The organism is Nocardia cyriacigeorgica NBRC 100375, assembly GCF_000308555.1.
Classification (GTDB): domain Bacteria; phylum Actinomycetota; class Actinomycetes; order Mycobacteriales; family Mycobacteriaceae; genus Nocardia; species Nocardia cyriacigeorgica.
In genome coordinates, this window is sequence record NZ_BAFY01000132.1 from 79236 (window position 1) to 89280 (window position 10045).

Annotated in this window: 8 protein-coding genes and 1 pseudogene; 5 read left to right on the forward strand and 4 right to left on the reverse strand. The window is 70.0% G+C overall.

From position 1 onward, the window contains the following. Positions 1–2: 2 nt before the first annotated feature. Together RJ05_RS13250 and RJ05_RS32740 are read left to right on the forward strand one after the other, a co-directional pair. Positions 3–1064: a DNA glycosylase AlkZ-like family protein gene (locus tag RJ05_RS13250; RefSeq protein ID WP_036537349.1), complete on the forward strand. Its 1062-nt coding sequence runs from the start codon at positions 3–5 to the stop codon at positions 1062–1064. A 147-nt stretch (positions 1065–1211) separates the two neighbouring features. Next, a complete protein-coding gene (locus RJ05_RS32740; RefSeq protein WP_036537351.1) occupies positions 1212–1463 on the forward strand; it encodes a DivIVA domain-containing protein in 252 nt (83 codons plus the stop codon). 216 nt (positions 1464–1679) lie between these two features. Here RJ05_RS32740 and RJ05_RS13260 read toward each other — a convergent pair whose 3' ends face one another. Then, positions 1680–2900, reverse strand: a complete 1221-nt coding sequence (locus RJ05_RS13260; protein ID WP_051016530.1) for a cytochrome P450 — start codon at positions 2898–2900, stop codon at positions 1680–1682. A gap of 279 nt (positions 2901–3179) precedes the next feature. On the opposite strand from RJ05_RS13260, the gene RJ05_RS13265 reads away from it, so the two are divergent. Further along, the gene (locus tag RJ05_RS13265; RefSeq protein ID WP_036537353.1) at positions 3180–4298 is read left to right on the forward strand and encodes an esterase/lipase family protein; all 1119 of its coding nucleotides are present in this window, start codon (positions 3180–3182) and stop codon (positions 4296–4298) included. A gap of 26 nt (positions 4299–4324) precedes the next feature. Here RJ05_RS13265 and RJ05_RS13270 read toward each other — a convergent pair whose 3' ends face one another. From RJ05_RS13270 to RJ05_RS13280, 3 genes are all read right to left on the reverse strand, one after another. After that, positions 4325–4720, reverse strand: a complete 396-nt coding sequence (locus RJ05_RS13270; protein WP_036537355.1) for a hypothetical protein — start codon at positions 4718–4720, stop codon at positions 4325–4327. Positions 4721–4897: 177 nt separating this feature from the next. Continuing rightward, positions 4898–6409, reverse strand: a complete 1512-nt coding sequence (gene glpK / locus RJ05_RS13275; protein WP_036537394.1) for a glycerol kinase GlpK — start codon at positions 6407–6409, stop codon at positions 4898–4900. Continuing rightward, complete coding sequence (locus RJ05_RS13280; protein WP_036537357.1) at positions 6406–7167, reverse strand: IclR family transcriptional regulator; 762 nt, start codon at positions 7165–7167, stop codon at positions 6406–6408. The genes glpK (RJ05_RS13275) and RJ05_RS13280 overlap by 4 nt, the downstream gene beginning before the upstream one ends. Positions 7168–7297: 130 nt before the next feature. On the opposite strand from RJ05_RS13280, the pseudogene glpK (RJ05_RS13285) reads away from it, so the two are divergent. Beyond that, positions 7298–8807 (forward strand): annotated as a pseudogene (glpK, locus tag RJ05_RS13285) (glycerol kinase GlpK). 98 nt (positions 8808–8905) lie between these two features. Beyond that, positions 8906–10045: glycerol-3-phosphate dehydrogenase/oxidase (locus RJ05_RS13290; RefSeq protein ID WP_255220934.1), on the forward strand; the 1140-nt coding region annotated here is incomplete at its 3' end.

A 10045-nucleotide genomic window follows, 5' to 3' on the forward strand; every position in this document is an offset into this window, starting at 1 on the left:
TCATGGCGGGCACGCTCGTCGTCGACCGGAGGCGGTGGCTCGGTCACCGCTGGCACAACCACGGTTTCGGCGATGCCGCCGACGGCTGGCTGGACCGGCTGCTGCTGCTCGGGATCCAGGACGGCAGGCCCGACGGCGCGCTGCGGTCACTGCGGGCCCGGTCGGTATCCGCGCAGATCGGCCCCGACGAGCCGCTGGTGACCATGTGGTCGGTGCGCGGCGCCCCGCATGCGCATCGCCTCGATCGGCTCGACTTCGTCACCGCGGCCAACACCCCGATCCCGGCCGATTCCGGTGGGACAGCCAGAGTGCGCGCGGTCGACACCGTCGCCGAGGCCCTGCGCGCGGTGGTGACCGGCCCGATCACCAAATCCGAGGCCAGTAGCGCTGTCACCCACCGGGCCCCGGGCGAGTTGGTGTCGTGGTGTGAACGCTGCCGCGCCCACCACGTCCCGGACGGGTTGTTCCGGACCGCGGGTTGCCGTGCCCAGATCCTGGTGGGTTCCGACGAGCGGCGCGGCACCCTGCTGTACCCGGCTCCCGCACACCCGCGCGAACGTCCACGTCGGCCCCGCGCCACCGTGCTCGACACGTTCTTCCGCGTGAACGGACCGATCACCCGGCCCTTGTTCGCCGAATGGCTGGGCGTCGAGCCCGCGGATATCGCCTCGGTGTGGCAGGCCGCCGATCCGGTGCCGGTGCATGTCGAGGACCGCCGCTATAGTCTGCCCGCCGCCGTGGTCGATGGCCTGCTCGCCGCACCGGCGGCCGCCGGCACGGTCCTCGTGCCGGCGCACGACCCGTATCTGCGCCACACCGACCGCGTGCTGCTGGTCCCGGATGCGGAGCGGCGCAAGCTGATCTGGCGACCGGTGTCGGCGCCGGGTGCGGTCCTCGACGCCGGTGAGGTGGTGGGCATCTGGCGTTATCGACGTGGCGAGAACCTGGTCACGGTGACCGGGTTCGAGGTGCTGGGGGCCGGCCTGCGGCGGCGGATCGAACATGCCGCCGAGGTGGTGACCGACGCCGCGGGCCCGGCAGGGGCCGAGATCGTCTTCGATTGATCCGGCCGACCGGCCGGTGCGCGATAGCAGCGCCGATCACCCGTTCGCCCCGCCGCCGGCTCAGGGCAGGGCCGATCATCTCGTTCGCGCCGCGCACCAGCGCTGGTGCGAGGACAATGGACCGATCAGCGGGTCGAGGAGGCAACGATGGGTCTCAGCGCAGACGACGTACGCGCGGTCACGTTCAGCAGCCCGCCATTCGGTGCGCGCGGCTATCGCGAAGACGACGTCGACCAATTCCTCGACCGGGTCGAAGCGACCCTGCGCGGCGCCGACCGGCTGACCGCGACCGACGTGCGCGACATCGCGTTCCGGCGTCCACGCTTCGGTCACCGCGGATACGACGAACGCGAAGTCGACGCCTTCTTGGACCTGGTGGAGAAAACCCTCACCCGATAACGCACTCGGCAGGCTTACCCGCCCCAGCGACGGTGCACCGCGCAGGCCGGCGTAGCTGCCGCGGGCCTGCGGAGGCGAACGCGGTGATCGCCGGTCCGGCCGCGAGTGGTGCAGCTATCGCCGCGCCTGGTTGCCGCAGCAGACATGCGGGCTCGCCTGCGCCGGCCGAACGACGGACGCCGAAACTCGGCCGAAACAGCCTGGGCGACGCAACGGCTAGTGCAGCTGAATCGGCATGTGCACCAGCCCGTGCAGGGCCAGCCCGTCGCGCGGGACGGGGTCGGCGGCGCGGGCCAGTCCGGGGAAGCGGCGCAGCAGCGCGGGGACGGCGATCTGGGCTTCGAGGCGGGCCAGGGGAGCGCCGAGGCAGTAATGGATGCCGCCGCCGAAGGACAGGGGCGGTTCGCCGTCGCGGTCGAGGCGGAGGCGGGCGGGGTCGTCGAAAACTTCGGGGTCGTGGTTGGCGGCGCCGAGCAGCATGATGACGCGTTGCCCGGCGGCCAATTCCAGCCCTCCGACGGTCATCGCTTCGGGCGCGGTGCGTGAGGTGAGCAGTTGCACCGGGGAGTTGTAGCGCAGTAGTTCTTCGACCGCGGGGCCGGCGAGTTCGGACCGTTGCCGCAGCTGGTCGGCTTGGCCGGGATGGTCGAGCAGGGCGTGAAGGCCGTTGGCGAGCAGGCCGGTGGTGGTTTCGAAGCCAGCGGCGAACAGCAGCGCGGCCATGGTGATCAGTTCGTCGTCGGGCAGCCCGTCGCCGGGGGTGGCCAGCGCCGACAGCAGGTCGTCGGCGGGCGCGCGGCGGCGGCGCGCGATCAGTTCGCCGAGGTAGTCGATGATGGTGTCGGCCGCGGTGTCGGCGGCGGCGACGGTGGGTTCGTCGAGCCGGTCCAGGACCGCGGTCCAGTCCCGGACCAGCGGCTGGAAGCGCATGCGGTCGGTGTCGGGGATGCCGAGCAGTTCACCGATCACGGTGACCGGCAACGGGAATGCGAATTCGTCGATGAAGTCGATCGGGCCGTGCGCGCCCGCGGCTTCCATTCGGTCGAGTAACCCGGTGACCAGGCCCTCGATCGCCGCCCGCATCCCGGCCACCCGGCGGCTGGTGAACGCGCCGGACACCAGCCGCCGCAGCCGGGTGTGTTCGGGTGGGTTGGCCACCAGCATGCTGCCGAAGATCAACCGCAGCCCGGGCCGCTGACGCCAGTGCGGGAACCCGTTGGCGGCAAGCGACGTTTCCGGCCGTTTGCGCAGTCGATGGTCCCGGGCCAGCGCCGACACCAGGCGGTATCCGGTGACCACGATCGTTCCGTCGGGAGCGGCAACCGCGGGCCCACAGGCGCGCAGCTGCTCATAGAGCGGGTAGGGGTCGGCGCGGCCGTCGGGCTCGGCGAGCTTCAGCAAGACTTTGCCGACGATGTGTGCCGTGTCCGCGCTCATGCACGCCCCCTGGTTCGTCGTGACAACGCTTCCTCCGCCGAGGCTACCGGCCCCGCGTGGCCCGCGCCCCGGACTTCCGCGCCGGGCCGGGCGCGGTTGTGTATTTCTCCAATCGGCGCCCCGTGTTGCGGTGGGAATGCTCGGTTTCACCGTCGATGCGGTCCGCACCGGTCACCGGAACTCATAGCGTCGCCACGAATTTCGAATTTCGAATCAGAACCGGTGCGGTGGGCGCGAACCTTGCGCGCCGGCTCGCCGGAGTGTGTGAGAGGACCGAGGATGGGTTGGGCAATACGACGTGCCGCGGCGGTGCTTGCGGGATCGGCCATCATGGCGGCCGGGGGAGCACCACCCCAGGTGAGCGCGGCACCGGAGACAGCGGTGACCGAACAGCAGCTGGCCGATCAGATCAACGCAGCGCACCCGCGCGCATCGCAGGCCACCGCGGTGTCGTCCGGAAGCGCGGGTGCCCCGGCCAGCCGTTCGACGGTCGCGGCCGGGCCCGGCCCGGAGATGACGGCCGCGCTCGCCGCATTCGCCTACGGTCTGCTGCATCCGAATGCCGCACCGCCCGGCGCCAATGACTGGAATTGCCGTCCCACACCGCAGCATCCGCGTCCTGTGGTGTTGATGCACGGGTCGTGGATGAACGCCTACGACAATTTCGCCTATCTGTCACCGCGGTTGACGCGCGCGGGTTTCTGCGTATTCGCCCTCAATTACGGTCAGGCCGGTGTGCTCGACGGTGGCGGTCTCGGGCCGCTGCTGCCGGGCCGCAACGCCGTCGGGCCGATGGCGCAATCCTCGCGCCAGCTCGCCGATTTCGTGGACCGGGTGCTGGCGGAGACGGGTGCGGAATCGGTCGATATCGTCGCCCACTCCCAAGGCGGCACCGTGTCGAACCACTACCTGAAATTCGACGGCGGCGACGCGAAGGTGTCGCAGCTGGTCACGCTCGGCGCCACCCACCACGGCACCAGCCTGCTCGGCATCGCCGCGCTGGGGCGCGCCATCAACAATTTGGGCCTGGACATCCTCGGGTTCAATCAGCTGTTCGTCGGCCCCGCCAATATCGAACAGGTCATCGGGTCACCGTTTCTGACCGCGCTCAATGCCGGCGGCGACACCGTCGCCGGTGTCGACTACACCGTCATCGGCTCGCGCTGGGACGAAATCGTCAACCCCTACGATCTGACGTTCCTGCGGCCCGGCCCGGACGCCACCGTCACCAACCTGACCTTGCAAGATGGCTGTGAACAGGATCTGTCCGATCATCTGACGATGATGTACTCCCCGCGCGCGGCGTCGATGGTGTTGCGCGCCCTCGATCCCGCCGCATATCCGGAGCTGGTGTGCGCGTTCAATCCCTGGCTGGTCGGCGGTGGCGGCAGCCTCTGACCGAGCGCGACCGGCGACTGTGGTGGTCAGGCGAACGCGGCTGCTCTGCGGAGGGCGTCGAGGGTGGTCTCGGGTGAGGTGTTGAAGCAGAACCGGATTCCCGGTGCCGCGTCGGCGATGGCGTTGACGATGCGTTCGAACAGCTCCGTGTGCTCGGGGAAGGCCCGCACCGCACCGCCCACCATGACCAGGTCGAACGATTGGCCGGCCAGCACTGCGCGGATTTCGGCTTCGGCGTGCGCGGGCGAGGCCTGGACCATGCACGTGGTGATATCGAATTCGGTGTCGCGCAGGCCGGCGTTGGCGGCGTCGACTCTGGCCGTGAGTTGTTGCTCGTCCAGGTCGGGGAAACGACCGTAGTCCAAGGCATGCGGATGCAATCCGATGGTCAAGGCCCGCAGGCGTGGGTGTGGTTCGGACATTCGTCGATACCTCCGTGAAGGGTGCGATCACCTGTCTGCTCGGGGCGGCAGGCCCCGCTCACCGATATAGCTTTGCAAGCAAAGATATTGCCGTGGGTGGGGTGTGTCAACCGCGCACAGTCGATCCATGGACGGCACAGTGCGGCCAATGACTGCGACCGCGCCTGCCGGCAGCCCTCACCGGCCACCGGCCAAGTCGTAGCTCATCGCCGCCGCCCGGCTCCACTGCCGGTACCCGCGGTCGCGGTCGGCGGCCGAGACGGAGGGCTCCCAGCGGCCGGCGATGTGGCGGTTGCGGCGCAGCCCTTCCATATCCGGCCACATCCCGACCGCCAGCCCGGCCGCGTACGCCGCGCCCAGGGACACGGTTTCGGCGAACAGCGGCCGCTGCACCGGCACCCCGAGCGCATCGGAGATCTGCTGCATCAGCAGATTGTTCGAGGTCATGCCGCCGTCGACACGCAACTCGGACAACCGATGCCCGGTGTCGGCGTCGAGCGCGTCGACCACTTCCCGGGTCTGCCACGCCGTGGCCTCGAGCACTGCCCGCGCCAGATGCCCACGGGTGATGTAGGAGGTCAGGCCGGCGATCACGCCGCGTGCTTCGGCCTGCCAGCGCGGCGCGAACAAGCCGGAAAACGCGGGCACCACCGAACATCCGCCGTTATCGGTGACGGTGTCGGCGAGGGTTTCGATCTCGGGCGCGGAATCGATGAGTCCGAGGCGGTCGCGCAGCCACTGCACCAGCGAACCGGTGGCGGCGATGGACCCTTCCAGCGCATAGTGGGCCGGCTGGTCGCCGAGCCGGAAAGCCACGGTGGTGAGCAGCCCGTGCCGCGACCGGACCGGCGCGGTCCCGGTGTTCGACAGCAGGAACGCACCGGTGCCGTAGGTGCATTTGGTTTCCCCGGCCGCGAAACACGTCTGCCCGAACAGCGCCGCCTGCTGATCACCCAGCGCGGCCGCGATCGGAATACCGGACGGCTCGATGACCGTATGGCCGTAAACCTCGGCACTGGAACGGATTTCGGGCAGCATGGCAGGCGGGATATCGAAGAACTCCAGCAGCCGTCGATCCCAGTCGAGGGTGTGCAGGTTCATCAGCATGGTGCGCCCGGCATTGCCGACATCGGTGACGTGCACCCCGCCGGTGAGGTTCCAGATCAGCCAGCTGTCCATGGTGCCGAACAGGATGTCGCCGCGTTCGGCACCCGCACGCAGGCGTTCGTCACGGTCGAGCAACCAGCGGATACGCGGGGCGGCGAAATAGCCGAGCAGCGGCAACCCGCTGAGCTCACCCACCTGCTCGACCTCCGGCCGCGCCGCCAACCGGGCCACGAGGTCGTCGGTCCTGGTGTCCTGCCAGACGATGGCGTTGCCCACCGGGCGGCCGGTGCGGCGATCCCACAGCACCGTGGTCTCGCGTTGGTTGGCGATCCCGATCCCCACCACCTGCCCGGCGTCGATCCCGGCCGCGGTGATCGCCCGCCCGATCAGCGCTTCCACAGTGCGCCGCACCTCGTTCGCGTCGTGTTCGACCCGACCGGCCGCCGGATACAGCTGACGATGCTCACGCTGCACCACCGACACCAGCTGCCCGGCCGCGTCGTAGACGATGGCGCGACTCGACGTCGTGCCCTGATCGATAGCCAGCACGAACCGATTGCTCGCCCGACCGGCCGCTCTCATCGCCGCACCCGCGCCCGGTCCGCGGCGATATCGGCCGAAATCGCCGCCGCCGCCGACCGCACCGACTCCACCAGCCCCGCCCGCGCCGCCGCAGCACCGCACACCCGGTCCACCGCCCCGACCACTGCGATGGCGCCGACGACGCGACCGCCGGGATCACGCACCGGCGCCGCCACCGACGCCCGCTCGGCGGCGAATTCACCGATATCGGTGGCGAACCCGTGTGCACGCACCTGTGTCAGCTGCGCGTGCAGCGCGCGCGGTGCGGTGATCGTGCGGTGGGTGTAAGCGGGTAGTTCGCCACCGCGTTCGGCCAGGCCGGGAGTGTAGGCGAGCAGCACTTTGCCCAGCGCAGTCGCATGCAACGGCAGCACCACACCCACCCGCACCCGCTGCCGGGTTCGATCGGGCCGGAACACGTGATGCACGATCTGCACACCGTCGGCGTGCACCGCACCCATGCGCACCGATTCCCCTGTCCGCGCCGCGACGGTGTCGGCCCAGTTCATCGCATACGAGCGCAGCACATTGGTGTCCATGCCCGCCCCGGAGGGCCCTTCGCCCATCCGGTACTTCCCGGTGCGCGCATCCTGGCGCACGTATCCCACCCCGTGCAGCGTGCGCAGCAACCCGTGCACGGTGGCTTTCGGCAGCCCCAACGCGCCCGCCACCTCGCTGACCCCGATCCCGAACGGCGCCTGCGCCACCAACGCCATGATCGCGGCGGCACGTTCGATCGACTGAATCGCTCCGGGCACCGCACCACGGTACGCCGGAAACCGTTCGACATTGTCGAACGCACCCCGTTGTCGGCGGCCGCGACGGTTCCTAGGTTCGGCAGTGGCCGCTCCTGCGACGGGGCAGCGAGCCCCGACCGCGGAGAAACAGATGACCGACCTCATCGGTGCCCTCGACCAAGGCACCACCAGCACCCGATTCCTGGTCTTCGACCACACCGGAGCCGTCGTCGCCGGCCACCAGCTCGAACACCAGCAGATCCTGCCGCGCCCCGGCTGGGTCGAACACAACCCCGTCGAGATCTGGGAACGCAGCTGCGCGGTCATCCAGACCGCCCTCGGCCGCCATGGCCTGCGCGCCCGCGACCTCGCCGCCATCGGCCTCACCAACCAGCGCGAAACCACCGTCATCTGGGACCGCCACACCGGCCGCCCACACCACAACGCCATCGTCTGGCAAGACACCCGCACCGACCGCATCGCCGCCGACCTCGACGCCACCGCGGGCCCGCTCATCCGCCACCGCACCGGACTCCCACCGGCCACCTACTTCGCCGGCGGCAAAATCCGCTGGCTGCTCGACAACCAACCCGGGCTGCGCGCCGCCGCCGAACGCGGCGACGCCCTGTTCGGCACCATCGACACCTGGCTGCTGTGGAACCTCACCGGCGGCACCCGCGGCGGCATCCACCGCACCGACGTCACCAACGCCGCCCGCACCATGCTCATGGACCTCGACACCCTCGACTGGGACGACGAACTGCTCACCCTGTTCGACATCCCACGCGCCATGCTGCCCGCCATCACCGCCTCCGCCCACCCCACCCACTACGGCCACACCAGCGCCGAAGGCCCCTTCGCCGCCGCCGTCCCCATCACCGCGGCAGTGGGAGACCAGCAAGCCGCCATGATCGGCCAGGTCTGCTTCGACCCCGGCCAAGCCAAAAACACCTACGGCACCGGCAACTTCCTGCTCCTCAACACCGGCACCACCCCCGTGCGCTCCGCCAACGGCCTACTCACCACCGTCTGCTATCGGCTCGGCGACCAACCACCCGTCTACGCCCTCGAAGGCTCCATCGCCGTCACCGGATCCGCCGTCCAATGGCTGCGCGACCAACTCGGCATCATCTCCGGCGCCGCCCACAGCGAAACCCTGGCCGCCGAAGTCAGCGACAACGGCGGCGTCTACTTCGTGCCCGCCTTCTCCGGGCTGTTCGCACCGCACTGGCGCTCCGACGCCCGCGGCGCCATCGTCGGCCTCACCCGCTACACCACCAACGCCCACATCGCCCGCGCCACCCTCGAAGCCATCTGCTATCAAACCCGCGACGTCATCGACGCCATGATCAGCGACTCCGGCGTCGACCTGCACGTGCTGCGCGTCGACGGCGGCGTCACCGCCAACAACCTGTGCATGCAGATCCAGGCCGACATCCTCGGCGTCCCCGTCAGCCGCCCCGTCATCACCGAAACCACCGCCCTCGGCGCCGCCTACGCCGCCGGCCTGGCCACCGGCTACTGGCACGACCGACGAACTGCGCCGCCACTGGCGCGAAGACACCCGCTGGCACCCCACCTGGACCGAACACCAACGCGCCCACGGCTACACCGGCTGGACCAAAGCTCTCGGCCGCACCCTCGACTGGGCCACCGCCTGACCACCCACCTCCGATCACAAGGACACCGCATGACCGGCCGCACGCTGACCGCACCACTGCCGCTCAACCCCACCTCCCGCGCCCACGCCCTGCACACCATGGCCACCACCGAACTCGACGTCCTGGTCATCGGCGCGGGCGTCGTCGGCGCGGGCACCGCCCTCGACGCCGTCACCCGCGGCCTGCGCGTCGGCCTCGTCGAAGCCCGCGACTACGCCTCCGGAACCTCGAGCCGCTCCTCCAAACTCATCCACGGCGGCCTGCGCTACCTCAAACAACTCGACTTCGGCCTGGTCTTCGAAGCGCTGCGGGAACGCTCCCTCATCCTCGACACCCTCGCCCCGCACCTGGCCACACCCGTCGAATTCGTCTACCCGCTCGAACGTCCGCTGCTGGATCGTGCCTGGGCCGGAGCCGGTATCGGCGTCTACGACCTCCTCGGCGCCGGCCGCGGCGTCCCCGCCCACCACCGCCACCTCGGCCGCCGCGCCACCCTCGACCGATTCCCCGGCGCCAAACGCGACCGCATCCGCGGCGGCGTCAGCTTCTACGAAGGCCAGATCGACGACGCCCGTCACACCATGATGCTGGCCCGCACCGCCGCCACCCACGGCGCCCTCTGCGCCTCCAGCACCCGCGTCATCGGCTTCCTCCGCGACGGCGAGCGCATCACCGGCGCCACCGTCGAAGACCTCGAAACCGGCCACCGCTTCGACATCCGCGCCACCCGCGTCATCAACGCCGCAGGCCCCTGGACCGATGAAATCCAAGCCATGCTCGACGCCACCCCGCAGTTCCGGATCCGCACCTCCAAAGGCGTCCACATCGTCGTCCCGCGCGACCGCATCGACGCCACCACCGGACTCATCACCGAAACCGAGAAAAGCCTGCTGTTCGTCATCCCCTGCCCGTGGAGCGACCAGCACTGGGTCATCGGCACCACCGACACCCCCTGGGACCACGACCTGGCCCATCCCGCCGCCACCCGCGCCGACATCGACTACATCCTCGGCCAGGTCAACCGGCTGCTGGAAACCCCCATCGGCCACGACGACATCGTCGGCGTCTACACCGGACTCCGCCCGCTGCTCGCAGGCAACACCGACCAGACCACCGCACTCTCGCGCGAACACGCCGTGGTCACCCCCGTCCCCGGACTCGTCCTCGTCGCCGGCGGCAAATACACCACCTACCGCGTCATGGCCGCCGACGCCGTCGACGCCGCCATCGCCGACCTG

Excerpts from the sequence above, each read along its gene's own strand:
- RJ05_RS32740 (WP_036537351.1), top strand. The coding sequence starts at position 1,212 with ATGGGTCTCAGCGCAGACGACGTACGCGCGGTCACGTTCAGCAGCCCG.
- glpK (WP_036537394.1), bottom strand. The coding sequence starts at position 6,409 with ATGAGAGCGGCCGGTCGGGCGAGCAATCGGTTCGTGCTGGCTATCGAT.
- RJ05_RS13260 (WP_051016530.1), bottom strand. The coding sequence starts at position 2,900 with ATGAGCGCGGACACGGCACACATCGTCGGCAAAGTCTTGCTGAAGCTC.
- RJ05_RS13250 (WP_036537349.1), top strand. The coding sequence starts at position 3 with ATGGCGGGCACGCTCGTCGTCGACCGGAGGCGGTGGCTCGGTCACCGC.
- RJ05_RS13265 (WP_036537353.1), top strand. The coding sequence starts at position 3,180 with ATGGGTTGGGCAATACGACGTGCCGCGGCGGTGCTTGCGGGATCGGCC.
- RJ05_RS13270 (WP_036537355.1), bottom strand. The coding sequence starts at position 4,720 with ATGTCCGAACCACACCCACGCCTGCGGGCCTTGACCATCGGATTGCAT.